This is a genomic window from Niallia circulans NBRC 13626 (assembly GCF_001591585.1).
In the GTDB taxonomy this organism is placed as follows: Bacteria; Bacillota; Bacilli; order Bacillales; family Cytobacillaceae; genus Niallia; species Niallia circulans.
In genome coordinates this window covers 293,497-320,462 of the sequence record NZ_BCVE01000003.1, presented here as the reverse complement: position 1 = coordinate 320,462, position 26,966 = coordinate 293,497, and the positions used below count along the sequence as shown (strand labels likewise).

Sequence of the window (26,966 nt, the reverse complement as noted above, 5' to 3'; positions counted from 1 at the left end):
CAAGTACCTATGAAGCAGATAAAGGAAGTTTTAACGAAAGAAGTATCCCACTACATTTCCCCTTACAAGGTTTATAAAGTGAGATTGCTTGAAAGAAGTGAAAGAATTAGAAAACTACTTGAAGGTATTCACATGAAGGAACAGCTATCGATGTTAGTAACGGCTTTGTATATGATTGACCGTTCAGAAAGCCTTCAATATTTTAAGGCATTGCTCTTTGATTTTATTCGTATGCCGAACTATGAATCTGCAAAGATATTTGAATCAGCAGAACAAATTACGGAAGCAATGATTCCTGATGAACTGTTGGAGGAACTGCAACAGGTGATAAACATTAGTAAAGCGGAAGAACATGGCTTTATTTACGATGAAAAGAAGAATAGCTATTCCTTTAATGCGAATGTTTTTGCTAAGCAATTCGTTCGGAGATGCCATGTTCAATCAACGAATGATGGACGTCTATTTCTTTACCATAGGAAAGGTGTTTTCGTAGAGCCATCAGAAGTTGAACTTGGTAAAGTAATTCGAACCTTGATGCATGAAGGGCGTTGGAACAGTTGGAATAGTAAAGCGGAGGCAGAGGTAGTTAAAGTTTTGTTGCGAGAAGCAGACACAGTGGATGAGATGAATACCATGCGAAACTTCATTAATCTGAAAAATGGGATGTTGAGTTTGGATAGATTTGAACTACTTCCCCACCACCCGAGTTATTTATCAACGGTGCAATTGCCAATTGAATATGAACCAAAAGCTGTTGCTCCAACCTTTGAGCAGTTTCTAAAGGGGATTACAAAAGATGACGAAGAACTCATTCGGGTTCATCAGGAAATTTTAGGCTACCTTTTATCAGCTGAAACAAAAGCGGAAAAGGCATTCTTCTTTTACGGTAGCGGTGGAAATGGTAAGAGTGTCCTTGTTTCCATAATTACTCGGTTGGTGGGAGGAGAAAATGTAAGTAGCATACCGTTGGCTGAATTCGGCAAGCAGTTCGGTCTTGAAGGTTTAGTCAATAAATCAGTAAATATTGCTGCTGAAAATGAAATGGGTGGTAATGCGTTAAAGACAGAGAACTTTAAAGCCATTGTGAGTGGTGACACCATTACCATAAATATCAAATATCATCCCTCTATAAGCTATAAACCACATTGCAAACTCGTCTTTGTTGTTAATGCCCTACCTGATTCAATGGATGTGACTCATGGCTTTTTTAGGAAGTTGGTAATTGTCCCATTCCCCCAGAAATTTGAATCGGATGAACAGGACAAAGAACTTACTGACAAATTACTAGTAGAATTACCTGGGATATTGAACTGGGCAATTATAGGGCTAAAACGGTTGAGAGAAAATAACTACCAATTTACTCACTGTAAGGCAATTGAAGAATGCCAGCGGACTTATTATGTAGAACAGAATCCTGTAAGGGAGTTTTTCGTTGAACATATAGTTCTCAAAGAAGGTGCTCGTATAAGGCAATCTGATTTTCATGATATTTATTTACGGTGGTTGAATGAGCAAGGGATTGACGACAAAGGAACTAAATCCCGACAAAAGTTTTGGAGATACTTCAAAATTGTTCTTGCAAATGAGGGGATTCCAATTGTGACGAAGAAAGTCAAGGGAACAGTTTATTTCGAAGGAATGGAATTTGTGAGGTTAGAAAACCTTCCAACCCTAGCCTTAAACGGAGAAATCATTCAGTTTTAGGGGGGATAGGGGGAGTACAAAAACAAAAATTCTGGTAAGGGAAGGATAAAGGAAGCAATAAATATGAAAAGTTTCCATTTTACTCCCCACCCCTCCCCCTTTCCTAAAATCATATGCAAAATGAAATATATATTATTACTACGACGAGGAGAGCTTGCCATGAACGAAAAAGAAGGTTCTATCTACGAATATCAAAATCTTTTAGACATGTTAGCAGAAATGGTCACAGAATACCTTACAAAACACCCCAAAGGAGGAGATTCCAATGATAAGTAGAGATGAAACTGCACAGCAGAACCAAGACAAGATAGTAATTTACACAAGAAATACATCGTGGACCCAACCCGAGGGGTACAGAATTCATCGAGACGTCCAGGTCTTAAAAGACAAGTGTGAGCGGGCTGGATATCAAGTCAGTAGAGTCTACTGGGAACCAAGCTCGGAATCTCACGGGAAAAGAAGAAATGTTTTGAAGCGAATATTGGAGGATGCTGCTAAAGGCTTGTTCGGGGTAGTTGTTGTTTGGGATGTATTTACACTTTCTCCTGATGGGGAAGAGCTTCAACAAATAGAAAGAGAGCTTGCAAGATATGGTGTGGAGATTTGTTCAGTAACGGAACCTTTCGACACTTCCACACAAGAAGGATTGAGGGTGTTTGAATACATGTGCAAATTACTCAATACGAGACACTTAAGATTAGCAGCCATGCAAGGAATTCCTTTGTCGCAGGTAGCTTGGTGGTTAATTGAAGATGAAAATAAGAAAGGGGGTGAACATGATGCCGAACTCAGCGAGACAGCTACACGACCAGCTTGACCAATTTAGCCGAACTGGAACACAGAAAAGAGCAGCTATCTATGCCCGAGTCTCCACGTTGGAACAGGCAGAAGAAGGATACAGTATTGACGAACAGGTACGAGTTCTGAGAGAAATGTGCGAGCGAGAAGGTTACGTTGTTCATAAGGAATACGTGGACAGAGGTAAAAGTGGAAAAAATATTAAAGGTAGACCTGCTTTACAGCAACTACTGCATGATGCTAATAGCAAAGACTTTGAATTAGTGCTTGTTTGGAAGGTGAATCGTTTTTCTCGAAAGACGAAAGATTTGCTTAATATTGTTGAAGAACTTGAAGGGAAAAATATTGTTTTTCGCTCATATACTGAAAACTATGAAACAGCAACTCCTGCTGGAAAAATGCAGTTTCGTATGTTAGCAGTCATTGCTGAATTTGAACGAGACAATATCGCTCAAAACGTAAAAATGGGGATGTTGGCACGAGCAAAGGAAGGTTCTTGGAATGGCGGTCAGGTGCTTGGTTACGATGTCGTAAGCGTTCCAGGGGAGAATCGTAAAAGAAAGCTATCTACCCTTGTGATTAACCCAACAGAAGCTCAAACGGTTCGAAAGGTATTTGACCTTTACGTTGAGGGGAATGGTTACAAATCCATCGCAAACAAACTTAACAATGAAGGACACCGGACAAAAAAGAACAAAGACTTCTCCATCAACGGGGTAAAAACGATTCTAAGCAATCCCCTGTATGCAGGATTTATTCGCTACAATGTCCGGAGAGATTGGAACGAGAAGAGAAGAAACAATATTAATCCTAACCCTGTAATTGAAAAGGGGCAGCACGAAGCCATCATTTCAGAAGAAACATGGGAAAAAGCAAAAAATATCATGGCGAGCAGAAGCGGCAAGCCTAATCGAATACATGACGGCGAGTTCCCGCTCACAGGTATTATGAAGTGTCCTGCGTGTGGGGCAGGAATGGTGATTGGAAGGACAACGAACACACTCAAAGACGGAACAAAAAAGGTTCTGGAGTATTATGTATGTGGAGCTTGGAAGAACAAAGGTTCAGCGGTTTGTCGCTCGAATGGAGTAAGAACGGATTATGCAGACCCTTATGTACTTGAAAAGCTATCAAACATAGCCACAAGTGATGCGCTTATAGAGCAAATTGTTGAACGGATTAATAACAAGAAAGAACGAGATTCTTCTCCACTTCAACACGAATATGAGACCTTGAAAAAGGCACTAGAATCCAATCAACAAAAGAAAGAGAAGGTCCTTGGTTTGTACGAAGATGATTTGATTCAAAAAGCGGACCTTGTTCAACGATTATCCACCTTGAATGAAGAAAAGGAACGACTTGAAGAGAGGCTATCACCAATTGAATTGCAGATGGGGCAAGGTGGTACGCAGCTCATAAACTTTTCTATGGTCAAACAGGTCATGCAGAACTTCAAGAGTGCCTATAAAGAGTCATTGACTAGAGAGCAAAGGAAAAGGCTGATGCATCTGCTCATCCGACAAATCACCATCAGTGAGGACCGAAAGATTGATACGATACAAATACAGCTCAATAAAGAAGTTGCAAAACACTTCACCTTTAAAGGGGGAGAGGATTCATCTATTACGGATGAGTTCTCTCCCCCTTTTTCTATTTTAATCAACCTATGAAAAGGAGCAAATTACCTATGAGCATTATTAATGTATTCAGGAATTACATGGAGGAGCATCACCCACATTTAGCTTGGAAGGACTGGAAAGCGGATGTTAGAACTCTTTCAATAGATGACATAAGGAACGAAAAGGTTAAGGCTACTATTCCAGATGAAAACAAACCAGAACTAACATGCTGGGTATTCTTCTACGATGGTGGTACATCGAACGTTGTGTACTTATTACAGGATAAGCATGGTTTGAAAGATATCGGAATTGGTTTGCTGAAAGATGGTGAACTTGTGAAGCCTATTAGCTTCGTATGAAGAAATGGCAGTCGGAAAGGTAGAATAATCAATACATTTACAAGTCAGAGAGGTTTGCTCTGTAAGAGCTGTCGTCTCTTTTTTCGTGTTTAATCTTACAGCAAGGGAGGTGAGTTCATGACACCAATTGACCTATTCAAAGCAGGCGTGGCATTTGGCGTATCTATTTACGTTTATGTGAAAAAGAACACTACTTTTTGAAAAATAAAGGGGGAATAGTAATGCAATACTTTTTAATGGGAACAGTGGTTGGAATTGTAGCTTGTTTAGTATCAGAGCTTATACAGAATCCTTCAAGGAGTTATCGTTGATGAAAAGGATTCAATGTTTGACAGACCTTAATAACCTTGCAGGAGATATACCAAATGAATTGTTAAAGTACCTAAGCAGTGAGTTTTCTCACTTATACGAGTATCTAAGTAATGGTGAAAGGATTGAAGAATTTCTTCTTGAAAATCATCAAGCAATATTAATAGTTGAGGATTCTAAAGAATTAGACTTACTGTTACAAAATAGATTAGAACTTGAATATGTGGAAGAAATTCAATTAAATTCTTCTTTGTGTTTGAGAATTGGAATCTCTCAGTTAGAAGACATACAATTACATTATTATTTTAAAGTGTAAAAGAAAACTGTTCTCTCTTACTAATCATAGATAGCCAAAATTAAATAATGTATACTAAAATAGGTAAATTGTTACATGTCTATGTGAGGTGAGGGAGATTATGAAAATTTTAAATAACATTAATTCTAACCATTATAGTGACATTAAAAATATCCTTTTAAATGCAAATGAGCTAAAGATAATAAGCCCTTTTCTAATGGAATCATTTGATAATTTTTTCAGTCAATTACAAGGAACGGGTATTAGACATATTTCGCTGACAACTACCTTAAAAGACAATGACCCTGACTTATTTAAAAAATCAAACTCATTATATTCCTTCTGTTTGAATTGTCAAAAGAACAATATTAGTTATAGCGTCCAAGTTGACAATAAATTACATGGAAAGATATATATATCCTTAAATTCAGGAGCACCATTACAAGGAATAATTACGTCTGCTAATTTCACAAACTCTGGATTAGAGACTAATCATGAATGGGGAGTTTTAATTGATGACAATAGTCAATTATTAAAATTGGTTAGTGAAGTCAACAGTGTTGAAAGCATAGTGTTATCCAATAAAGAGTTAGAGGAAATAATAAAAAAGATAGATGCCTTTTCACAAGCATCTCCCATGCCTAAAGAGCCAAAAATTAGTTTAACCGTCAGCGATATCCTTAATAAAAAAAAGCATACAGTTACTTCTGATAAGCGTTACTTTATTAAACCTGTAGGTGTATCGGACGAGCCTTTTTCTGAACATAGAAGACTATCAACAGGTATACAGGAGCTTCACTTTTCTAAGAGGAAACCTGCTGCTGTAAGAGAAGGAGATATACTAATTTGTTATGCTGTGGGAACAGCTAAGCTCTTGGGTTATTTTGAGGTTATAGAAGGTCCTTATTATTTGGATGGAACCTCTAGTAGATGGCCTTGGGAAGTAAAAGCAAAAAATCTTTGTCCAAAGTATAGCGAAAGATGGAATACGTTTAATAACACCATCGCTACTATTCAAGCATCATACGACGAAAAATTACCAATCACAAAAAATAATCAGGGAAAAACACTTGGAGCTTTAAATTTCGGTGCTGATAAAATTCAATTAACTGAAGAGTTTGCTAGCCATGTAATAAATATAATAGAAGATTCAATATAGAAAAACTTTTAGGGCTTAGTAGGGGTATCCAACTCTTATTATAAACAGCTTGATTTATTTGGGGGATATTATGATAAGTATAGTTAATATGAAATACGATAACATGATGAGAATGACAAAACATCTTGATGAAAAAAAGTACTACTCAGATGAGCCAGAGGGTCTGACTTTTCAATTTTCTTCACTAAATTTTATTGAGCCAGCGGGAGCAATCATACTGCTTTCTACAATTGATAGATTAAGAGAAGATGCTGTGCCATATGAATTGGAACCAATAGAAAATATTAATAGGGATGCTATCTCTTATGGGGAAACCATGGGGATTTTTCAAAAGTTAGGACTCTCAGATGCACGTTCGTATAGTCAAGGAACTAATTACATTGCACCAACAAAAGTAGTTTTAGCTGAACTATTCGATTCACTTCATGACCAAGGCAAAACAATCGAAACCTACTATGATGATATTGCAAGTAAAATTGTAAGGAAGATATTGAGGGACCTCGGAACAGATAGTGATGAAAATGTTATGGACTTGTTTGAATTTGTTGTTAGAGAAATGATTAGAAATATCTTTGACCATTCACAAACAACACACTTTTATTATGGTTCTCAATTATACCCAACTACTAATAGTGTAGAAGTAGTGATTGCTGATTTAGGTCTTGGATTAGTAAAAACTATTCCCTTCGATATCGAGGAGACTTGGTTTAGACAGCCAACTGATGAAGATGCTATTAGAAAAGCAATGATACCTGGACTTTCTGCGTTATCAAATCATGCCTATGCCCCAGAAGATTATAAAAACTCGGGGTATGGTCTTGCACTGGTAAGAAGAATTGTTGAAAGAACTAATGGTTACTTTAGTATCGCTTCGGGGAAGAAAAGCATAACTTATAGTCTTTCTGAAGAAATTGTTGAAGATTGTGATATTAAAGGTACATTGGTTAGAATGAGAATTAACTTGGATAGATTAAATACTATTGATTTTGATGAAGTATTAGAAGATGCTAAGAAAGAGGCTTCTAGTAAAGGATATAGCAGCTCACCTTCATCAGCTTCACAAAAGTTAAAAAGTCAAAGGATATAAAGCTATATGATTGATATACTTTCTAGCCGTGAAATTGCGAGTGCAATCTGGTTCATTGTCATTCTTATTTTTATTTTCTTAAATCCCACAATAAGAGCATCAGCATTTAAAGTAATACAAGCCGCAACTGCTAAGCAAATAGTTATTCCATTTATTATTATAATTCTTTATTCAATGATTTTGGTAATATTAGCGTCAAAATTCTCATTTTGGGAATGGAAGTATTTAAAGGATATTGCCTTCTGGGTAACAATTACTGGCGTGCCAGTTTGCTTTGGTGCAATTACAAACAATGATAACAATGATTTTTTCATAAGTATACTAAAGAACAATTTAAAATTTATTGTCATTGTTGAGTTTTTATTAAGCTCTTTTACATTTAACATTTTCGTTGAATTGTTACTTCTACCGTTCCTAACACTTTTATTTTTGTTACATGCCGTTGCAGATACAAAAGAAGAGTACTACAAGGTAAAAAAACTATTATCATTCATCTTGTCATTTGTAGGTTTTGCAGTTCTAGGATTAACCATTAAAATAGCAGTTGCTACTTATGTTACTCTTAATAGTGTTGATTTACTAATAACATTTTTCATCCCTATAGTCCTATCAGCACTTTTTATTCCAATTGCATACGGTTATGCTGTTTTAGCAAAATACCAAGAGCTATTTATAATGATGAGTTTTAAGGAACCAAAAGACAAGAGAATAAGAAGAATGCATAGATGGGAGATAATGAAAGTATGTAAGTTATCATATAAAAGAGTGACATACTTTAGAGAGGTATGCTTGAAAGAAATGTATGTGAATATGAGCCAAGAAGAGTTCTACAAGATTATAGAGAAGTTTAAGCAAGCACGTTTTAATGGATAAAAACATTGATGTAGGTTTTAAAACCTCATTTAGATACATTACGGTGAACCGTACCACAAGTAAATAAGCTAAGCAAAAATAAAAACAGCACCTCTATTTTTATGAAGAGGTGCTGCTTTACTAACGTTAATATTCGCCTTTAATAACAAAAAATGAGCCTCGGATTGTTCCAGCTAACTTAGATTTCTGCCTAGCAAACTTAAATTTCCCTTCTAATTCCTTTGGTACTTCCATCCCATCAGAAAGCTTAAAACCAACGGCGCGCTTTTTCGGATCATCTACTGTATACAGAACGTTAATTGCAAGACCATCCTCATAAAAGACGTAGGTCCATTTGATATTTTCTACTTGAAAGGTTGAAGTTTCTAAAGGCTTGGCTGCAAATTCAATACCACGTTCTTCTTTTAAAATTCGGTTTACATAATTTAGGGTCTCACAGGACTCATTAGCTGGTACAACCGTAAATTCATGCTTATATTTGTTCATAAAGTAACGAGCCTCGTTAGCTCGTAAGCCAGCAAGTGCTTCTGCTATAGGTGAAGATTCTAAACCAATCGTAGACACATTTTTAAAATCAACGATATAGGCCATTTCTATCCCTCCATATCCTCCTTATTTCCTTACAACAGGAATCCACATCTCACCAAGTAATAAGCCGTTTCGCTGTCCCATTTCTACCACTGTATTTGGTCCACCAACATAGGCGAAATTCTTAGCTTCAGGCAAGATTTGACCAAATGCAATGCCAGTAAGCATATTCTGCAATTCATCAGTGCTCTTACTTTCCCCTTTAACTACTAAGTATTCTCCTTTAGGAAATTGAATCATTCTGTCCGCTTCTGGTAATGATTGCTCTGTCATGACCCCGACATAATGCATCATCTTGTTGTTTACTGCTTCGTTTACGATAAAAATATAGTCATTTGTGGCAATGGCTTTTAAGGTGTCAAGCTTTCCTTCTTGTTTGACTGCTTGCCAAAAGTCCGCTTTTTCCTTTGTTATGCCCGCATAGTCTGTGTAATCACTCTTAAGTTCAGTTCCAACCCCTAAAACGATAAAACTGTCTTTTTCTTCTAGCATATAATCTGCCATATTCAACACTTCCTCTTTAAAAAATTAATCAAATGATTTTTCTTTTCACTTGATAGATATATAATAAACTTAAACCATGTCAAAAAATGATACTGTTTAGGGGGACGGGATGAAAAAGGTTGAACGAATTAATACCATTATGCGGTATATTAACAACCGCGCCAACTTTACAATTTCTGAAATCATGAGAGAATTTAACATCTCTCGTTCGACAGCAATTAGAGACATCAGAGAAATTGAAGCGATGGGGATGCCACTTGTCGCAGAAGTCGGAAGGGACGGGGGATATTTTGTGATGAACAACTCTGTCCTGCCAACTGTTCGTTTTACTGATAATGAGATTAAAGCTCTTTTTATTGCCTTTATGGCCACGAGAAACCAACAACTTCCATATTTAAAGAGTCGCCAGTCTTTAGCTGAAAAATTACTAGGACTCATCTCGGAAACCCAGCAAGATGACCTTGTTCTTTTAAATCGCATCTTGCTATTTGAAGGGACCAACCCGAATAATCCTGATCTGCTTGATTTGTCAGATCTTCCTCATCCCATGTTAGAAAAATTAATCCAATTACTTATTATGGATAGATATTTACTAATTACTATTAGAGAGGAGAAAGTCATAAAGTCCTATCCTATTTACCTTTTGAACCTTTATCGTGAAAAAAGCATGTGGCTGATTGAAGGCTTTGATTTAAAGGAAGAGAAGAAACGGATTTTGCCTGTCGACAATCTCACAGATGTAGAACCATGCACTACCAATAATAGATTAAGTAGGAAAAAGATTTTAGAAAAACTAAGTAAGCAGGAGGAAGTAATCAACCTTGTCCTTGAACTTGGTCCAAAGGCAATTGCACAGTATAAGAAATACCATCCGTTAAGAATGTCCATTTCTTATACGAATCCTTACCAAACTACAGCCATTCTAAAGACCTTTATTAATGTTAATCATTCCGAAGAATTAACGGAAATAACAAGTTGGCTATTATTCCTAGGTGAGGATATCAAGGTCAGGGAAATGCCTGTAGAAATCTTGGAAGGTTTACAAAAGAGACTACTCCTATATTGTCCATAATCAATGCTTGTTAGACCATATTTATATAGATTACGTTGAACCAGTAAATAAGGTATTGGTTTATGCTTTTGACGAGTGAGAGACGAATCATGCTAAGCGTATCCATTGTAACTGCATGATAATCAGAGAGAATGATGTCATGCTCAATGATATTCCTGCTTTCATAAATTGGTTGTCAATTGCTTTACCAATATCTGCCCTCCATTAAAAAGGGATTTCTTCAAATCAGCTATTATTGGATTATTTAGTAGTGTTGTTTAATTTTTCCGTCCTGACTCTGCTTCTATCACATTTCTTAAGAGCTTTACTCCTTCTGCTAATTCCGTATCAGTTAAATTACCATATCCGAAAATAAGCTTGTTGTTGTGTTTTCCTTTAATTAAAGCATGTTTTTCTACGGAAAAGATATTAACTCCTTTATTTTTGATTTCATTTAAGATCTTTTGTGGGAACTTAAAATTAAATTTAACAACTAGGTGAATGCCTGTTGAAGCACCAAGAATTTCAATTAGGTCTCCAAATTCCTTTTTTAGACATCCTATTAAGAAATCTCTCTTTTTTTTATATAGTTTCCTCATTTTAACTACATGTTTCTCTAAGTGTCCATCCTTTATAAAACGTGCTAAAATTACTTGCTCAATAGTTGGAGAGTGATAATCAGTGTATCTTTTAAGATTTTTGGCTTCTTCTACCAGTGCATTTGGCAAAATGACATAACCAATTCGCAGGCTGGGTGATAAGATTTTACTAAAAGTCCCTATGTAAATAACTCGTTCAGGAAATAATCCTTGTAGTGAACTTACTGGATGACCAGAATAGCGAAATTCACTATCATAATCGTCCTCTAGAATATAACTATTTGTTTCCTTAGCAAAATTAATAAGTTGAATTCTTCTTTGAATTGGTAATATTCCACCTAAAGGGAATTGATGAGAGGGAGTAACGAAAATAATGTTTTCTTTTTTTTTCGTTGTAAGCCATTCTGTTTGCATTCCAAATTCATCGACTGGAATAGGAGTAATATTAGCCCCTCTTTCAATAAAAATTTCAGGAATTTCTTTCGTTACTGGATCCTCTATTAATACTTCGGAGTTAGTCTTTACTAATAGTTTAGCTAGAAGTGTGAATGCTTGAGTAGCTCCAGAGGTGATGATAATTTGACTAGGATGACAGCTTATTCCTCTAGTTCTATAAAGGTAGCTTGATAATACCACCCGTAACTCTTCACTTCCTTCAGGTGAACTATAACCAAATAATGAGTCTTCAATCGTTTCAAAAACGTCTTTTCCTATACTGGCCCACTTTTTTCGAGGAAACTTTTTTAAACAAGGTACGCCTGAACGAAAGTCAATGAAATTATTTGTCCTTACCTTACTCATTGAATCAGTACTTTTTTCAGAGATAGGCCGTTCCTCATTCGTAGGAAAATCCTCTAGTGATATTCCAGATTCCACGAAAGTTCCAGCTCCTTGTTTGGATTTAATGTATCCCTCAGCGATTAATTGATCATAGGCTTCGAGAACGACACTTCGAGACACGTTTAAAATGGCAGCTAAATCACGACTCGAGGGAAGTCGGTCCCCCTCAAGAAGTTCTCCTCGTAAAATCTGTTCTTTAATTTTCACGTATATTTGTTGAAATATTGGTTTTTCTGAAGTTCTATCTAATTCAATCCAAATCATCATTATCACCTAAGGTGTTCATATTGGTTTTAAAAATAAATGATAATTGGTTCTTTAATAAACCAATTTATAATGTTAATTTTACTGTAACACCAGTTTAAATGGAATAATTACTTGAGATGGAGTTGGTTATATTGAGTGAAAGGATTGTAGCATACCTTAAAGTTATTGCGGCAATGACCATTGTAGGGAGTTCGGTGGTTGCAGGAAAAATATTAATTCAAACGATGCCGATATTTTTAGCATCTGAGCTAAGGTTTTTAGTAGCCTCCCTGATATTAGTCCCTTTACTGATTTACAAGGAGGGGATTCCTTCATTAAGTAAAAGGGATATTGTCATTCTCTTTTTTCAATCTCTGATGGGAGTATTTTTATTTAGTATCTTTATGCTGTATGGTTTAAAATATACTACTGCAATGGAGGCAGGAATAGTTACTAGTACTTTACCAGCAATGGTTGCTCTTCTTGCTTACTTTATAATTAAAGAGAAACTTACAAGAAATAAAATAGCGGGTATAATAACTGCTATTTTAGGAGTCATCATTCTTAACGTTTCAGGAGTGATGCAAGAGATATCGGGCAGTCATCTAGAAATAGTAGGTAACTTCCTTGTTTTGGGGGCAGTGATGGGAGAAGCATTGTTTATCATTTTAGGTAAGTCTATATCAAAAAAAGTAAGTCCATTAACTATAACAACAGGAGTGTCTGTTATAGGGGGATTGTTATTTTTACCAATGGCTATTTATGATAGCATAACTGCTAATTATTCATTCGGTTCTGGTTATGATTGGCTTTTGATTTTTTATTTTGGAATGGTTGTTACTGTTTTGGCTTTTTTGCTTATGTATCAAGGCCTTGCTGTATTATCTGCTGCGACAGTAGGTATATTAACAAGCGTTTTGCCACTAAGCACAGTAGTTCTATCATTTTTCCTTTTGAAAGAACCACTTTATTATTACCATCTAATAGGACTATGCCTAATCTTTATGGCTATTTATTTTAGCTCGAGAGAAGAGAAAATACAGATGGATCAAGGGATTGGAAATAATTAAATCAAGTGCTAATCAGGCCACTAAGAGACAAATAATAGAAAAATAATCGGAAGATAGTGGAAAATCTAGAGACAAAAGCATCTTTTAGCCAAACCCACTAAAAGATGCTTTTTAATATCATAATCCAGGCCATTCTTTAGACATCTGGCTTATGGCAGAGCTAGTATGGATTGATAGCAGGCTGAGACGGGGTGGTAATCTGTTTTGGGAGGTGAGGTTTTTACATTGCTATATTTTTCATTCTCCCGGTTAAGCAGTGTATACCAACCACCATGTTCATGATCCATGAAATACTGGGCGGAATAAGTGAATAACTGATTATAATAATCCCAGTATTTTTGATTCTTTGTTTTTGCAGCTAGTAAGGCTGCGGCAGCGATTGCTTCTGACATAACCCAGTAATTTTTATCCGTATCAATGACTTCTAAGCTTGGCGATAGGGCAAAATAAATACCTCCATATTTTACATCCCAACCTTGTTCCCATCCTTTTGCGAACAATTTCTCTGCAGTCTCCTGCATCCAAGGTTCTGATTGATGTCTGTCAAGCCACATTAAGAGTTTACTCCATTCAAATTGATGACCAGGGATAAATCCAAATGGGCGGAATTCATCTTTTGTGTTGTCTTTATTGAATTGATAATCAGGCTGCCAGTCCGGTGTATAGTTTTCCCAAATCATTCCACTTGCACGGTCTGCTAATTCTTGGGTAACGCCCTCTGCTAGCTGGTAGGCCTTCTTTAAGTATTTTTCTTCATTTGTTGCTTCATATGCAGTCAGCATGGCTTCACACATATGCATGTTTGGGTTTTGCCCTCTATAAGAGGAAAGAGTGGTCCACGCAGCATCCCATTGGTCTTTGTAATATCCATGTTCCGGATCCCAAAAGTGAATTTCCACCACATTAAAGACGTTTTCCATCACTTCTCTGGCTTCTTGTATGCCAGCTTGGTAGGCGATAGAGGATGCTAATAATGTAAAGGCATGACCATAGGCCATTTTAGCAGCATCTTTTACATCCGTTCCATTCATTTCAAAGTAGTATCCATTATACTGTTTATCTAAATGATGTTCATGCAAAAATTGGATCCCATGTCGTGCGGCTTCTAAACACCAGTCTGGTCCATCTAAAATCGCACCAATACTAAAAATATAAATATACCGGCTAGTCGCTACTAAATGTTTAGTATCTGTGTCATAAATAGTACCATCATCTAAAAACCCATTAATATATCCGCCCTTTTCCTCATCGATACAGGCCGGATAATAAAAATGAAGTGTCTTAAATATATGTTTCTTCAATTCTTCCTTATCCTGATAATGGTCAGACTGGATATAACTTGAACCTTCCATATTGGCAACACTCCTCCATTATGCGAGACATTGAATAGATAGCAGCAATCAAGACAGTATTTCCTTACCATGAGGAAAATACTGCTTGATTTTTTTTGCTGTCCGAATGACGTATTTATCTAATTAAGAAGACATATATTGTCCACCATTCACATGGATAAATTGGCCGGTCATATAGGCAGAACCTTCAGAAGCAAGCAGGATGTATGGTTCTACAAGATCTGCTGGTTGACCAGGACGACCAAGAGGGGTAGAAACGCCAAATGATTCTTGCAGGTCGGTTGTCATGGTTGCTGGAATAAGTGGTGTCCAAATCGGTCCAGGTGCTACACCGTTAACTCGAATTCCCTTTGAGGCAAGTTCTTGCGCAATGGAACGAGTAAAGGATACAATAGCCCCTTTGGTAGATGTGTAATCAATCAATGCCTTATTGCCAACATATGCATTAATAGAAGCGGTATAGATTAAGCTATCACCAACTGATAAGTGGGGAATGGCAGCTTTAGTTAAATACACCATTGAAAAAAAGTTTACGTCAAATGTACGTTTCAATTGTTCAGCAGAGATTTCTAGCACACTGTTTTTTACTTCCTGACGTGCTGCGTTATTAACAAGGATATTCAGTTTTCCATGCTGCTGAATGACATCTTCAACTAGTTGATTACAAAATGCTTCATCCGCTACATCTCCAGCATGCAACGTACATTTTACGCCTTCTTGCTCAATACGCTTTTTCGTATTTTCCGCATCCTCTTGTTCATTTAAGTAGGCGATAGCAATATCCGCGCCTTCCTTTGCATATCCAATCGCTACTGCCTTACCAATTCCGCTGTCTCCTCCAGTAATCAAGGCCACTTTTCCTTTCAATTTTCCAGAACCAACATGGGTTTCTAGCTCATAAATCGGGATAGGGTCCATTTCCTTTTCAACCCCCGGCTGCTCGGATTGTTTTTGAGGAGTGACTCCATTTGATAATAGGGTTTGTTCGTCTAATTTACTCAATTGTAACGCCTCCTAAATTATTTATGTGTTATTTAACATTCCACCCTGTCTTGAGACTAAACTCCTTTTTGACATGCAACCGCTTAGTGGATTTTTTTACCTTTTTACCTAGGCGGAGTGTATAGCACCATCTGTCATATCAGGAATACTAGAGAATAAGTGGAATAGTTGATATATACCTTTTATAATTCGAGTGGCTCATATATTAATCGAATAATAGAGTGATGAAGTTTATCATAAATAGTGGCAGATCAAGGGATGAAATGAGAGAAAAGTAGGTTTTCAATACTATGAGCTTTTGCACGAGTTTGTAGAAGATAATATGAATGAAGAAGAGGGGGATCATAATAAAAAGGGAGTAATGAAACTCCCTTTTTTCACAAACATTAACTCTTTATTGATAATTAATAATCGCTGGGCTTGGATCCAGCTTTAAGACCTCTTCGGGACTTAGCACTGGTTTATCTTTGTTATAAAAGATTTTAAATCCACCGTATTGCACTGCTTCATTGCGCACGAATTTGCGATAGAGTGCCATTTTAGTATTAGAATCGCCCCACCCGTCATAATTTAAGGCTACTTCTACATTCTCGGTTGGCTTGATGGCTTCTTTGTTCGTTAATGCTTCGTCCATAAATTGATGGACAAGGACAATTTTATCGGGCAAATTATTTTCTTTTACCATTTCCGTCAAGTACTGCACTGCTTCTTGTACTTCAGCTCCGTCTACTTGACCAAGATTAACACCTGGAGTTTGTCCTTCTTTTACATGAAATTCCGTATCAATCGCTAGGTGGACATGAGGGAGCTTTAGCCATTTCTCAAGCAATTTCACCTGATTTAGAACGGAATCTGTTCCAAGTTGAACATCCAGCATAAGCAGGGCATCGTTTTCTTCCGCGAGAGTAGAATATTCATCAATTTGCTCTGGTGAAGTTGGATGGTAGTACTTCCCATCCGTCCCTGGATCACGCTGAGCTACGGTAGAAATGAGTTCAATCATTGGTACAGCAGGGCGTGAAGGGTCTGCATCTGAATATGCTTGGGTTTGCTCTTTTAATTTTGCCATTAATTCATCTGGCTCCATTTCTCCCAATATTCCCATTTTGGTAGAGTTTGGATGTCCGTAATACGCTATAAGTCTATGATTCTTTAAGGGACCATCGGTTTGGTCATCAGCACCCTTTACCAAAGTTTCTCCAAGTGGAACCATTCTAGTGCGATCTTCCCCACGGGCTTCTGCACTCGGCATCTTCTCTATTTCCTCTTCAGCTACCTTTTCAGTTAGAGGAGAAGCACCTTCTGTTGGTTCCATTGGTTTGTAGGCTGGCGGAGGATTCTCTTCTTTTATTGCTTTCTTCTCACCAGAAGACTTTTCTTCCTGTGTCTGTTCTTCATCATGTTGTTCACTTTCTTTAATAGTAGGAGTGTTTTTCGAACAAGAGATGAGGAAAACAACAAGGAGTACTCCTGAGAATAGCAAGGCTAGTCTTTTCATGTTGTCACTTCCTTATGTATATTCTTCTATCTATTATTCTAGATGTATTCCCTATATGCAACAAAGTTAACAGGGAATAACTTATTTTTCATAGAATAGGAGCATTTGGTTAATAGATTTACACTGTATTTTCAATGGTTGAACAGTTTGCGCATCCGTTAACCTAAAGGGTACCTTTTTCACAAAAACTTCCCGTTCATATAAATTTATCCTGCTGTAAAAGAAAAAAGAATTACCATTGAAGTAGAATGGATAATTCTTTTTTTATACATAGTTATTTATTTGTTTTATCTCTTTCTTGCATTTTCCTTACATTATCTGAGTGGAAGGGAGAATTACTCACTTCATTAACGACACTAAATGGGTTACCATCCAAGTCAAAGAAATCAAAGAATTTCATTCCGCCAAAATCATCGATTTCTGTAGTAACGATGCCATTGTTTCTAAATTGTTGATGGGCAGCTTGAATATCATCAACGACAAAATTAAAATAGGAGTTCTTCTGCTCCCCTTTAATAATAAATTCAGTAGGCTGGGGGGATTCTACTTTTACTAAGGCTAATTGTGTTGTCCCAGCTGGTAAATAAAAGCCGGCACCATCCTCCCAACTATCGATTATCTTCACACCAAGAAACTTTACATACCAATCGGTAGATTTCTTCATATCTGTAACGGGAATAAATATACTACCTACTTTAAACATAATCTTCCTCCTTGAAATGAAATTCTTCCTTATAACGAATATAATAGTGGAAAAGTTACACTTATATATAAATTTATATAAAGAGGGGGAAACATGGTTTTTGAAGATATAGAGGTTGTGATTAAAAAACTTTATAAATATTGCTTAAGGTTGTCAGGGTCACCTTGGACAGCCGAGGATCTAGTACAAGAAACAATCCTAAAGGTTTATAAAATAAAAAAAACAGAGCCGAAAAGGGAGTTTACATTTTCTTATTTATGTACGGTGGCAAAAAATCAGTTTATCGATGAGACAAGGAAATATAAAGAGAGTATTTTATTTAATGAGGATCTTTTCGGAGAGGCTTGCGATTTTATAGATTACGATGGTTTAATAGAAATTTTACTTACTACCTTACCTTTAAAACAGGCTATGCTGGTTACCTTGAAGGATGTATTTGGCTACACTTCAAAAGAAATGGCATCCATGTTAAGAATAAGTAATGAGTCGATTAAAACAGCACTTCATCGGGCGAGAAAGAAACTAAAATTACAAAATAATAATAAAGATATGGAAATCCCTTTTTCTAATCAAGAAATGATTATCGCACTTACTAAAGCTATACGGGAAGTAAAACCGATGCAAATATTTTATCTTTATCGACTATTAGAATCACAAAATTTTAAGGTCAGAAGAAGTTCTATCCATTCTCTATTCTATGTTATAGACCCAGATGGAAATATTTTAGAAATTACATCCTAGTAAGTTGAACTATATTCATACTAACAAAACGTGGTATATTAGTTTTACCCACAATTAGAACGGAGACTAATTATAATAATATTAATAAAAATCCTGGAGGCAAATATGCTATCATTTGAAGAAAAACTAAATATTATCGAGTCGTTCCCTCAATTAGAACGAAAGAATGTTTCTTTAAAACGCGTCAATTTTCATTATGCAGAAAGTGTAAGTGATAAAAAGAACGTCGTGTATCACTTACATCCCAATGGAAACGGATTTGTATATGCAGACAAGCTGAATGAGTATGAGACAGACGAAAAAGGGATGGTCAATATTAGAGATTTTTCAAAAGAAGAATTAATAGAAGTTATTGAAAAATCCATTCAATCATTAGGACCAAATATACAAGAAGAAGAAGAGACGGTGGAGGAAGAAATCGTGGAAGAAGAAACATGGATTGATACGGAAAATAATACGCTCCTCCTTTTTCAAGAAGAAGGGTTTTGGAATATATATGCCGGAGTCAATCTAGAAAATAGTTTTTCCAGTTACGAGGAAGCTTGTGAATACTTAAGGGAAGAAGGCTTTAATAAATCTTCCATTTAAATATGTAGGAAAACAATCAGCCATACTCCATATGTAAGAGTATGGCGTTTTACTATTTTCATGAAAAATGGAACAGCTCAAGGGCTTATCCAAAAAGGAGGAGAAAGGACTTGAGTCAAAATAGGTTGATCCCCAATACCTTCTTATATACCTTTAATTATGCGGAGGAAGAAGAACATTTATGTAAATTAGAAGTTCGTTCTCTATTTCATGCTGACTTACATGCCTTTGTATTAGAGAGCAGAATAGATAGAGACCCTAGCAGGAGTCCTTTTATAAAAGAGAAAATAGCGGTTCTATTTACAGGTGATACGTTAGAAGAGCTAAAACAAAGGGTAGAGGCAATGCCTTCTTTGCCTAGTACTTATAAGGTAATCGGCATCAATTATCGGGACATAGATCCCCTTGATAAAATGGATTTTGATGAAAGGAAAGGGATTGCTAGACAAATTGGATGCTTGATTCCAGGTGCAGCGAGTCTTCATGATCCAGAGATAGTATTCGCTATTACCAAGTTAAAAGGAAAATGGTATTTCGGATACTATTCGGAAAATCAGGGTATGTGGCTTATTCACCAACAAAAGCCTCATAACTACTCAACTGCGCTAACTACCCGAGTGGCTAGAGCGCTAGTGAATATTGCAGTTCCAGAATTAAGAGGAGTGAAGGTGATTGATCCATGCTGTGGCATCGGGACAGTATTGGTAGAGGCTTTATCGATGGGAGTTAATATAACAGGCAGTGATTATAATCCCTTAGTCATGAAGGGCATTCGGAACAATCTCGACCATTTTGGACTTTCTGGTCCTGTATTTTTAAGGGATATCAGAGACATAACAGAAATGTATGATGTGGCAATTATCGACATGCCATATAATCTTTGCTCCGTTGTTTCCGATGAGGAAAAATTTGCAATGCTGCAAAGCGCCCGTCGCTTTGCTAAAAAAATGGTTATCGTAACGACTGAAGATATAGATGGAATACTGGGTGAAGCAGGTTTTGAAATAGTAGATCGGTGTGAAGTCCCAAAGGGAAAGTTTATACGGCAAATAATCGTTTGCCGCTAAGGCATAGGGATGGAATAGATGAGGATTAACTAATACCAGATGAACTAATATATGATAACAAACAAAACGATTGGATTTATTACCAATCGTTTTATTTGCAAAGTTGTCTTCTTCAACGAAGCCCCCATTACTTTAAGTATATTTCTTAACAGGCTAATTCCTTTTTAATTCAATTATTATGGAAATCTTCCTATTTCTAAAGAGATATATCAATATCAGATTATTTTTATTATCCAAATTCACTTAACTTCCTTTACTTATTTTTGAAATCCCTTTCTTCTCAAATTAAATCTAATTTGTAATTTTTCTAAATTAAGATGAATAAACGATACCCCTGCTAATATTAGTAGTCCCCCTAATAGAGATACCTGTGTTGGTTTTTCACCAAGCCAATACCACCCAATCACAAAAGAAAGTGCTGGAGTTAAATAAAGCGAACTAGTTGCTACAGAGGACCCAACACGTAAAGTTAAGTAAGCTAATATTATATACGGAATAATGGTAGGGAAAATCCCTAAATATATGACGCTTAAAGTGGACGCTAATGAAGAGTTTGTAATTTCTCCTACTAAACCTGGGAGAAGAAAAAGCATACAAATAGTCCCAGCAATAATGGTATAAACAGTAAATTCGAAAAAACCATACTTCTTAATATAATGCGTTTGAAAAACAAAATAAAAACTTTCTGATATTGATGCTATAAGAATAAATAAAATTCCACTGCCAGTTCCAAACCCCCATGTTCCTAAGGAAATCAAAGCTACTCCAAAAAAGCTAATAATAGATCCAATCCATTTTGATATTCCGAATTTTTCCTGGAGAAACCAACCAGCTAAAAAAGCGCAAATAATCGGTGTAGTTGAGACCAGTAAACTGGCAATTCCTGAACTAACTGTCTTTTCTCCTATGTTTAATGCCAAATGGTATACAGTAAAGCCTAAAAATCCAAACAAAAATATAATGGGAATATCTTTAAATTCAGGCAATTTCATTTTGAAAATAATAGCAATTCCTATGAGTAATATAGAACCCACTAACATTCTAAATAGGGCAAGGTGTTCAGGTGTATAAGATTGTAATCCGACCCGAATCCCTGTAAAAGCTGATGCCCAAACAAAAATTATAAGGCAATTTGCCACTACTATCCTAATATTCAATTTATACGGCATATGTTCACATCCTCGATAAAATTTCCAACCAATTCTATTTTTCTTTTCCATAGTATTTAAGATTTGTTAAAATGTCTGCAACCAGTTAAAAAAGAAAAAAACCAACCACTTAAGGGATTAGGAAATTTTATAAGGAGGTAAACGGAATTGGTATTGAAAATTAAAACTCCAAAATATCAACAAATAATCGATTTTATTAAAGAGAAAATATCTAATGGAGAGTGGCCGATCGGAAGTAAAATACCTAGCCAAAGGGTATTAGCAAAAAGATTTGAGGTTAATAGAAGTACAATTATTACTGCTTTGGAAGAGTTAATGGCTGATGGATTAATTGAGGCTAAAATTGGATTAGGCACATACGTAGCGAATAACACATGGACTTTATTGGCTACAAACCCACCACCTGATTGGGATGAACACGTTAAATCTGGATTACTTAGACCAAGTCAATCAACTGTACAGGAAATAAATCTGGCCGAATCTAATGCTGATCTTATCCAACTTAGCAAAGGGGAGTTATCTAAAGATTTATTTCCCTTAGATACAATGAAATCTGTGTTAAGAAGAGTATCTGACCAATTAGAGGCTTTTGGGTATGAAGAACCAAAAGGGTTTCTTCCTTTAAGAGAAGCTTTGAGTGATTATCTTAAAACTATCGGTATTCAGGCTTCCCCTTCTTCCATTTTAATTGTGTCTGGTGCATTACAGGCTCTGCAATTAATTTCAGTGGGGCTACTCCATAGAGGTTCAAGTGTTTTACTGGAACAACCTTCCTATCTTTATTCCCTTCGTGTTTTTCAATCTGCTGGGATGAAGCTTACAGGACTACCAATTGATGAAGATGGACTTATACCTAACTCTATTTCCATCACAAATAAACAACGCAACAGAGCCATTTTGTATTCAATTCCTTGTTTTCATAACCCTACAGGTATCTTAATGCCTGACAAACGACGCCAAGAGCTCCTTAGCATTTGTAAAAAGGAACAGCTTCCTATGATTGAAGACGATATTTATCGAGAATTATGGCTTGATGAAATCCCACCTTCTCCTATTAAGGCAAATGATAAACATGGTCATGTATTGTATTTAGGCAGTCTATCTAAATCGTTAAGCCCTGGTTTAAGGATTGGATGGATTGTTGGGCCAGAACCAGTCATTGAACGATTATCCGATATTAAAATGCAGACAGATTATGGTTCCAGCTCCATATCTCAAAGAGTAGCAGCTGAATGGTTTAAAAGTGGGTTATATGAACAGCACCTTGGCTTGGTACGAGAAGAGTTAAAAAAAAGACGGACAGTCATGTTAGAAACATTAGAATATTATTTAAGCGATATAGCTTCTTGGTATACACCAAAGGGTGGATTCTTTATTTGGTTAAAAATAACTTCAAAAATTTCCATGAAAGAACTTTATGTAAAAGCCTTAGACAGAGGCATATTACTGAACCCTGGAAGTATATATGGTCAAAATTCTAACCGTTATCTTCGCCTTTCTTATAGCTATGCCTCCATCGCTGACTTGAAAAAGGGAATTTACCAGTTAAGCAAAATTTTAAGGGAACTTGTAGATAGTTAGATTGTAAATATTATGCTGTGAAAAAAATGGCTTCTCATTCTAATGGTTACTTTACCTTGGTTATCTATTCCGCTTATAGGCAAATAAACAATTAAGAAATATGTACTTACTGCTCTAACAATGAGTGTATATCTTGTTCTAGAAGGGAAATTTGCAGTAAAGAAAAAATGGTGATGGTTCCCTATAATATAAAACATATTGTCTTGGCCGAACTATCATTAATTAGTGAACCATTCTTTACTGGTTCTATTTGGATTCTCAAATCACATATGGAAATATATACAAGCATATTAGGTTTAGGTAATATTATTTCTCATTACAATTTCTAAGCGTTAATAGAAATAAGTTTATCAGTAATAATTTAGGAATGTCGTTTTATAGATATTCCTATTTTTTTCCTATTAGTAAAAATGTATCCCTTTATTTAACAGACGGATCTTTTTGTTTAAGTAGTATTATTTACAAGCTTTCTTGTTTCTTACTTATGCTTTGGCTATTTAAATACTTCAAAACTTTCTAGCTAAACAAGCAATAACAAGACAGAATAGCTCACCAAACCAAGGAAAAAAGCAACGAAACTGCTCTCTCTTTCTTCTGGTAACTCTTCCTTCAGTACATTTAAAATTATCCCCCCTGCCAAGAATGCTGTGAGCATGGAAATATAAATTTCTTTTAATTCGGTAAATAAGCCAACCAGCCATCCAAATAATATTGCTAATGTTAGTAACCATCTACCAAAATGGTCATATATTTCTTTGTGATCTTTTCTTAAACTGTGATCATTGGTAACAAAATGAACCGCCATTGCTAAGAAGTAGAATAACATTCCCCAGTTGCTTCTATATGTTTCTCTAATCAAAAGATAACCAATTAGCGCGTTATATACAAAAAAAGATGTTATATGAATCCAAAATACACCGGTTTTCGATTTTTTCGTCCCACTTTCTTTTTTTGAGTTTTTAACCATTTTTTCTAGTCCATAGAAAATAGTTAATCCCAGCAGAGCTATCAGATAGGCGTGATTTTCAAATAGGTGAAAAATTCCTTTATCTCCTAATTGCTCTAATACTCTTTGATGTTTGCTTAACTCGGGCATTAGATGGATAAATACATAAGAAACTGCTATACCACCAGCAATTGAGAGAAATCTACTTCTAGGTGAATCTTTGATAAACTTCATTGTTTTAGAAAAGAAGTGAATAAAAATAAATCCAATTACAAAAACAAGACTTAGACTAATCGTCATTTTAATCCCACCAAATTTTTAGGTTATGTACAGTAAATAACCTAAATCTACATAACAAAACCATACTCAGAGATTTTGAACCAGTTATTCTGCTAATTTTAATATAGTAAAACATTGGAATATTGGTAGTAGGCATGGACATCTTTCTCAGAAATATCACATCAATTCCTATTTAACAGCAAACACAAAAAATCCCTTTTGAATAGGAATTGAACAAAATGGATTTTCTTCTGGATTTTGTCTTTTATGTGAACACATTTATTTAAGTGTAAAAATATATTTCTTGTAGCAGGCATCAGAATTAAAACTATTGAAATTTCCTGAATGAAATAAAAATGACATACCAAATAACAAGCAAAATAACACCCCGATTGCACGATGACAATATCTATTGTTAAGAAGCGGTTAGGGTGTTATTTGCTATATTGCAAGCTAGCAAATTATAGTGTTTCTCCACAAAAACAGAACTACCTACTATTGAATCTACCTGATTTTTTTTGTTTTATCAGAAGGATAAAGGGTATATATTTCCATAAGTAATATATCAAGTTAGAAGTAATGGTAAAAAGTAAATGAAAGAAAAAGGATGGATAGCCAACATGTTGTTGAATAAAAAGATACTACTGTTCTTCAGTTTAATCGGGCTCTGCCTTTTATCTGCTTGTGCCGAAAAGGAGAAGCTTGCAGATGGATCTGAACTGATTAATAAAAATCAATTTGTTTTTGCTGCTTCTGGTGAGTTTAAGCCATTTAGTTATATAAATAACGATCTCACCATGTCAGGGTTCGATATTGAAGTTGGCGAAGCACTTGCAAAAGAAATGGGGCTTAAACCAGTTCAGAAGCGAATTAAATTCAAAGGGATTGTAGAAGGGGTGAAAACAGGACGTGCAGATGCAGCCGTTGCCAGTCACACCATTAATCCGCAGCGGAGCAAACATGTTGCCTTCAGTACCCCTTACTACTACTCGGGCCCGCAAATTTTCACCAGACCAGATAGTTCAATTAAGACGGTCAAAGATTTAAAAGGAAAGGAAGTAGCCGTTGCAAAAGGTTCTACATATGCCGATACTGCCTCCAAGTATACGGACAAAATAAAAACATATGACAGTGATATTACGGCTTTACAAGCGTTAAGCAGCGGTCGCCATGATGCAGTAATCACAGATTTTGTAACAGGGAAAAGTGCTGCACAGGAAGGGTTTGAGATTAAAGCCCAGCAGTTAATTGATCGCAGTGAACAAGCGATAGTTCTTCCTCAAGATAATCCAAAACTATTGAAGCGAGTAAACCAAGCCTTGGAAAAACTCCGAGAGGACGGGACACTTACTCGAATTAGTATGAAATATTTTGGAGAGGACATTACCACTAAACCAGAATAAATTTATACCAGAATAGAAAGGAAGTAATACTTTGCCAAGTTTTTCACATTTTTTTAACATACTAGCGGAAACAAAAGGTGTATTCCTAAAAGCTATGCTTTTGACATTAGAGCTGACAGCTGTTTCGATCGTACTCGGAATCGTCATTGGGCTTATCTTTGCCTTATTAAAAATTTCTAAAATCAAAGTGCTGGAGCTTATTTCCGATGCATATGTCTATTTGGTTCGCGGGACACCGCTGATTGTTCAAATATTTATTCTCTATTTCGGAATAAGTGGAATTTTCCTTCTTCCTGATTTTTGGGCTGCTTCCCTTGCGTTAGCATTCCATAATGGAGCTTATATTTCTGAGATTCTTCGTGGAGCAATTCAGGCAGTTGACAAAGGTCAGTTAGAAGCAGGACGTTCTTTGGGAATGACAAAGGCACTGACATTAAGGAGAATTATTCTTCCACAGGCATTTAGACGCGCGCTGCCACCTTTAGGTAATCAATTTATCATTAGTTTAAAAGATTCTTCGCTAGCTGCATTCATCTCCATGAATGAGCTGTTCAATGTAGCAACAACACTAGGATCCAATAATTTTGACGAAATGACCTATTTACTCATTGTAGCTGTCTACTATTTAGTACTAGTAGCACTGTTGACATTTGTAGTAAACCGAATTGAATTAAAATTAGCAGTAAGCGACAGATAGGGGCGAAGAAATTGAACAAGAAAGAAATGATTAGAATAAACCAATTGAATAAATCATTTGGAGACTTACATGTATTGAAAAATATTGATTTGACTGTTTATGAAAGTGATGTCGTTTGTTTAATAGGATCAAGTGGTTCAGGAAAAAGTACCCTCCTTCGCTGTTTGAATTTTTTAGAAAAAAAGGATAACGGCAGCATTATCATTGAAGGGAATGAGGTCAATCCAAGCACCGATAACTTGAACAAAATTAGGGAAAAGGTAGGAATGGTATTTCAAAATTTCAACTTATTTCCACATAAAACCGTACTGGAAAATATTATTGAAGCACCTATCATGGTAAAGGGTGTAGACAAAGATAAAGCTATCTCCAAAGCAAAACAGTTACTGCAAAAAGTAGATTTAGAGGATAAGGCAGATGTTTATCCTAGTAAACTATCAGGTGGGCAAAAGCAGCGGGTAGCCATTGCCAGAGCACTTGCAATGGAACCAGATATTATGCTCTTTGATGAGCCGACATCAGCACTGGATCCCGAGCTAGTGGGAGAGGTATTAACAACGATGAAAGACTTAGCAGAAGAAGGAATGACCATGGTGGTTGTAACCCACGAAATGGGATTTGCTAAAGAAGTAGCAGATAGTATTGTGTATATGCATGATGGAAAAATTATTGAACACGGTACAGCTGAGCAATTTTTTAACAATCCAAAAGAAGAAAGAACACAAGAATTTTTAAAAGCTACGATGCTTAAATAACAAAGAAGTCCTGTCTATACTTTAGGCAGGACTTCTTTGTTATTGTATTTGTAAATTGGATAAATTTCGTAAAATACGCTTGTA

The 26,966-nt window shown here is 36.0% G+C and carries 26 protein-coding genes; 17 read left to right on the top strand and 9 right to left on the bottom strand.

All coding sequences use genetic code 11. From position 1 onward, the window contains the following. The first annotated feature begins 9 nt into the window (after positions 1-9). From BCI01S_RS05785 to BCI01S_RS05750, 8 genes are all read left to right on the top strand, one after another. The gene (locus tag BCI01S_RS05785) at positions 10-1,704 is read left to right on the top strand and encodes a DNA primase family protein (RefSeq protein WP_061797215.1); all 1,695 of its coding nucleotides are present in this window, start codon (positions 10-12) and stop codon (positions 1,702-1,704) included. Between the two features lie 265 nt (positions 1,705-1,969). Then, positions 1,970-2,521 (top strand): recombinase family protein, encoded by a 552-nt coding sequence (locus tag BCI01S_RS05780; RefSeq protein ID WP_061797211.1) that lies wholly within the window; start codon positions 1,970-1,972, stop codon positions 2,519-2,521. Beyond that, complete coding sequence (locus BCI01S_RS05775) at positions 2,484-4,172, top strand: recombinase family protein (RefSeq protein ID WP_061797210.1); 1,689 nt, start codon at positions 2,484-2,486, stop codon at positions 4,170-4,172. The genes BCI01S_RS05780 and BCI01S_RS05775 overlap by 38 nt, the downstream gene beginning before the upstream one ends. Positions 4,173-4,189: 17 nt before the next feature. Beyond that, the gene (locus tag BCI01S_RS05770; protein ID WP_061797207.1) at positions 4,190-4,480 is read left to right on the top strand and encodes a hypothetical protein; all 291 of its coding nucleotides are present in this window, start codon (positions 4,190-4,192) and stop codon (positions 4,478-4,480) included. A gap of 310 nt (positions 4,481-4,790) precedes the next feature. Beyond that, on the top strand, positions 4,791-5,105 hold the full coding sequence (locus tag BCI01S_RS05765; protein WP_043858381.1) for a hypothetical protein: 315 nt from the start codon (positions 4,791-4,793) through the stop codon (positions 5,103-5,105). Between the two features lie 100 nt (positions 5,106-5,205). Next, positions 5,206-6,243 (top strand): restriction endonuclease PLD domain-containing protein, encoded by a 1,038-nt coding sequence (locus BCI01S_RS05760; protein ID WP_061797206.1) that lies wholly within the window; start codon positions 5,206-5,208, stop codon positions 6,241-6,243. A gap of 70 nt (positions 6,244-6,313) precedes the next feature. Then, positions 6,314-7,330 (top strand): ATP-binding protein, encoded by a 1,017-nt coding sequence (locus tag BCI01S_RS05755; protein WP_061797204.1) that lies wholly within the window; start codon positions 6,314-6,316, stop codon positions 7,328-7,330. Positions 7,331-7,336: 6 nt separating this feature from the next. Continuing rightward, on the top strand, positions 7,337-8,203 hold the full coding sequence (locus BCI01S_RS05750; RefSeq protein WP_061797202.1) for a hypothetical protein: 867 nt from the start codon (positions 7,337-7,339) through the stop codon (positions 8,201-8,203). Between the two features lie 126 nt (positions 8,204-8,329). Here BCI01S_RS05750 and BCI01S_RS05745 read toward each other — a convergent pair whose 3' ends face one another. Further along, positions 8,330-8,794: a DUF8821 family protein gene (locus BCI01S_RS05745; protein WP_047941019.1), complete on the bottom strand. Its 465-nt coding sequence runs from the start codon at positions 8,792-8,794 to the stop codon at positions 8,330-8,332. A gap of 21 nt (positions 8,795-8,815) precedes the next feature. Continuing rightward, entirely contained in the window at positions 8,816-9,295 is a 480-nt protein-coding gene (locus BCI01S_RS05740) for a GyrI-like domain-containing protein (RefSeq protein WP_061797200.1), read from the bottom strand. 109 nt (positions 9,296-9,404) lie between these two features. On the opposite strand from BCI01S_RS05740, the gene BCI01S_RS05735 reads away from it, so the two are divergent. Continuing rightward, positions 9,405-10,367, top strand: coding sequence for a helix-turn-helix transcriptional regulator (locus tag BCI01S_RS05735; RefSeq protein ID WP_061797198.1), 963 nt, complete (start codon positions 9,405-9,407; stop codon positions 10,365-10,367). 257 nt (positions 10,368-10,624) lie between these two features. Here the strand turns inward: BCI01S_RS05735 and pdxR (BCI01S_RS05730) are convergent, their stop codons facing one another. Then, positions 10,625-12,049 (bottom strand): MocR-like pyridoxine biosynthesis transcription factor PdxR, encoded by a 1,425-nt coding sequence (gene pdxR, locus BCI01S_RS05730; RefSeq protein WP_061797196.1) that lies wholly within the window; start codon positions 12,047-12,049, stop codon positions 10,625-10,627. Positions 12,050-12,183: 134 nt separating this feature from the next. Here pdxR (BCI01S_RS05730) and BCI01S_RS05725 point away from each other — a divergent pair, with 134 nt between their 5' ends. Continuing rightward, entirely contained in the window at positions 12,184-13,101 is a 918-nt protein-coding gene (locus BCI01S_RS05725) for a DMT family transporter (protein ID WP_061797194.1), read from the top strand. A 149-nt stretch (positions 13,102-13,250) separates the two neighbouring features. On the opposite strand, the gene BCI01S_RS05720 is transcribed toward BCI01S_RS05725, so the two are convergent. The 4 genes from BCI01S_RS05720 to BCI01S_RS05705 form a co-directional block, all read right to left on the bottom strand. Beyond that, the gene (locus tag BCI01S_RS05720) at positions 13,251-14,453 is read right to left on the bottom strand and encodes an AGE family epimerase/isomerase (RefSeq protein WP_061797191.1); all 1,203 of its coding nucleotides are present in this window, start codon (positions 14,451-14,453) and stop codon (positions 13,251-13,253) included. A 123-nt stretch (positions 14,454-14,576) separates the two neighbouring features. Beyond that, complete coding sequence (locus BCI01S_RS05715; protein WP_061797189.1) at positions 14,577-15,455, bottom strand: SDR family oxidoreductase; 879 nt, start codon at positions 15,453-15,455, stop codon at positions 14,577-14,579. Between the two features lie 394 nt (positions 15,456-15,849). Continuing rightward, complete coding sequence (locus BCI01S_RS05710; RefSeq protein WP_061797187.1) at positions 15,850-16,953, bottom strand: hypothetical protein; 1,104 nt, start codon at positions 16,951-16,953, stop codon at positions 15,850-15,852. A gap of 274 nt (positions 16,954-17,227) precedes the next feature. Continuing rightward, positions 17,228-17,656 carry a VOC family protein gene (locus tag BCI01S_RS05705; protein ID WP_061797185.1) on the bottom strand — a complete coding sequence of 143 codons (429 nt, stop codon included), beginning with the start codon at positions 17,654-17,656 and terminating at the stop codon, positions 17,228-17,230. Positions 17,657-17,749: 93 nt separating this feature from the next. On the opposite strand from BCI01S_RS05705, the gene BCI01S_RS05700 reads away from it, so the two are divergent. The 3 genes from BCI01S_RS05700 (at position 17,750) to BCI01S_RS05690 (ending at position 20,052) form a co-directional block, all read left to right on the top strand. Then, a complete protein-coding gene (locus tag BCI01S_RS05700; protein ID WP_061797183.1) occupies positions 17,750-18,397 on the top strand; it encodes an RNA polymerase sigma factor in 648 nt (215 codons plus the stop codon). Positions 18,398-18,502: 105 nt separating this feature from the next. Further along, entirely contained in the window at positions 18,503-18,985 is a 483-nt protein-coding gene (locus BCI01S_RS05695; protein WP_061797180.1) for a hypothetical protein, read from the top strand. 110 nt (positions 18,986-19,095) lie between these two features. Then, complete coding sequence (locus BCI01S_RS05690; protein WP_061797175.1) at positions 19,096-20,052, top strand: TRM11 family SAM-dependent methyltransferase; 957 nt, start codon at positions 19,096-19,098, stop codon at positions 20,050-20,052. A 257-nt stretch (positions 20,053-20,309) separates the two neighbouring features. Here the strand turns inward: BCI01S_RS05690 and BCI01S_RS05685 are convergent, their stop codons facing one another. Then, on the bottom strand, positions 20,310-21,272 hold the full coding sequence (locus tag BCI01S_RS05685) for a DMT family transporter (RefSeq protein ID WP_373694329.1): 963 nt from the start codon (positions 21,270-21,272) through the stop codon (positions 20,310-20,312). 96 nt (positions 21,273-21,368) lie between these two features. Between BCI01S_RS05685 and pdxR (BCI01S_RS05680) the strand changes: the two genes are divergently transcribed. Further along, positions 21,369-22,802, top strand: a complete 1,434-nt coding sequence (pdxR, locus tag BCI01S_RS05680) for a MocR-like pyridoxine biosynthesis transcription factor PdxR (protein WP_061797167.1) — start codon at positions 21,369-21,371, stop codon at positions 22,800-22,802. A 520-nt stretch (positions 22,803-23,322) separates the two neighbouring features. Here pdxR (BCI01S_RS05680) and BCI01S_RS05675 read toward each other — a convergent pair. Continuing rightward, positions 23,323-24,048 carry a ZIP family transporter gene (locus tag BCI01S_RS05675; RefSeq protein ID WP_061797162.1) on the bottom strand — a complete coding sequence of 242 codons (726 nt, stop codon included), beginning with the start codon at positions 24,046-24,048 and terminating at the stop codon, positions 23,323-23,325. 599 nt (positions 24,049-24,647) lie between these two features. Between BCI01S_RS05675 and BCI01S_RS05670 the strand changes: the two genes are divergently transcribed. Genes BCI01S_RS05670 through BCI01S_RS05660 form a run of 3 tightly spaced genes read left to right on the top strand, consistent with a single transcriptional unit; the run spans position 24,648 to position 26,882 of the window. Continuing rightward, a complete protein-coding gene (locus tag BCI01S_RS05670) occupies positions 24,648-25,430 on the top strand; it encodes a transporter substrate-binding domain-containing protein (RefSeq protein ID WP_047940993.1) in 783 nt (260 codons plus the stop codon). A 31-nt stretch (positions 25,431-25,461) separates the two neighbouring features. Continuing rightward, a complete protein-coding gene (locus BCI01S_RS05665) occupies positions 25,462-26,127 on the top strand; it encodes an amino acid ABC transporter permease (protein ID WP_047940992.1) in 666 nt (221 codons plus the stop codon). A 26-nt stretch (positions 26,128-26,153) separates the two neighbouring features. Next, positions 26,154-26,882: an amino acid ABC transporter ATP-binding protein gene (locus tag BCI01S_RS05660; RefSeq protein ID WP_061797312.1), complete on the top strand. Its 729-nt coding sequence runs from the start codon at positions 26,154-26,156 to the stop codon at positions 26,880-26,882. Positions 26,883-26,966 lie beyond the last annotated feature (84 nt).